General features: G+C 48.1%; 1 protein-coding gene. It reads right to left on the bottom strand.

Annotated elements, in window-relative coordinates; all coding sequences use genetic code 11:
- Window positions 1–1,426, bottom strand: a 1,426-nt coding sequence (gene uvrC, locus ACZFYI_RS20345; protein WP_462525946.1) for an excinuclease ABC subunit UvrC, incomplete at its 3' end; no start/stop codon positions are given.
- Window positions 1,427–1,454 lie beyond the last annotated feature (28 nt).

Raw genomic sequence — 1,454 nt, 5'->3', positions numbered from 1 at the left:
CCTCCACGGCAGAGGATAGTTGTCCTTTGCCACCCTCGGCGACAATGAGTTTGGGCAGTGGTTTTGCCTCCTCGAGGATCCTGTGATACCTTCTGCCCACGATTTCCTTCATACTCGCAAAGTCATTGGGTCCGGTGACGGTCTTGATATGGAAGTGGCGGTATTCCTTGTTGGCAGGTTTGCCGTTGATAAAGCAGACCATACTCGCCACGGGATTGGTGCCTTGGATGTTGGAGTTGTCAAAGCACTCGATATGGTCGGGCATTTCCTTGAGGGAAAGGTCGGATTGCAGCTGCTTGAGGACGCGGTTCTTTTTGTCCTTTACTTCGCCCGAAGCCAGGAGTTTTTCCTTTTTGTAGTATTTGGCGTTTTTGAGAGAGAGTTCGACGAGTTTCTTTTTGTCCCCGATCTTTGGTACGGCAAAGTTCAGGCCTTCAAATTCCTCTTCCAAAGGAATGTTGGCGATGATTTCCTGCGCATCGCTGTTGAATTGATCCCGAAGCCGGATGATGGCCGTCAGGAGAAGTTCCCCTTCCGATTCGTCGAGTTTCTTCTTGAGTTCGACGGTTTTGGTGATGATGACCGCACCGTTTTTGATTTTGAGGAAATTGACATAGGCCGACTTTTCATCCGACTCTATCCCAAAAACGTCGAGGTCATGGATCGCCGGATTGGCCACCATGGATTTGGCCTGGTATTTTTCGAGAAGTTCGAGTTTGTTTTTGAAATAATGCGCTTTTTCAAAAGCAAGGTTTTCGGCCGCTTCCTGCATGTTCTTTTTGAAATGCGTCTTGGCTACAGCAAGGTTTCCTTTGAGGATATGCTTGGCCTGTTCGATGTCTTTGAGGTAATCCGCTTCTGCCTGCAGGCCTTCACAGGGTCCGAGACAATTGCCGATATGATACTCGAGGCAGACTTTGTATTTTTTCTCTTTGACCTTGTAAGGACTCAAGTCCAGGCGGCAGGTGCGGATGGTAAAGATCCCGCGGATGAGTTCGAGGACATTGTTCATCCCTTTGACACTGGCAAAGGGTCCGAAGTACGTGCCTCTTCCCGTGATCATCCTCCGGGTGGGAAACAGGCGTGGAAAAGGCTCATTGGTCAGCAGGAGATAAGGATAGGTCTTATCGTCCTTGAGCATGATGTTGTACTTGGGTTGGATTTTTTTGATCAGGTTATTTTCCAGGAGCAAGGCATCGAATTCGCTGTCCACGATGGTGATTTCGATCTTTTGGATCTCTTTGACCATCCTTTTGGTCTTGTAGTTGAGCCCGAGGCTTTTGACAAAATAGCTGGCGACTCTTTTTTTCAGGCTTTTGGCCTTTCCCACATAGATCAGTTCATTTTCGGCATTGAAATACTTGTACACCCCCGGCAAATCCGGAAGGGAGTGATATTCTTCAACATGGTAAGAGGATGCCTGCATGGGTGCAAATATAAAAAAAACAGCCCCG

This window comes from Aquiflexum sp. (assembly GCF_977115555.1).
Note: the sequence above shows the minus strand (reverse complement) of the source record. Positions and strands in the feature narration are given on the sequence as shown.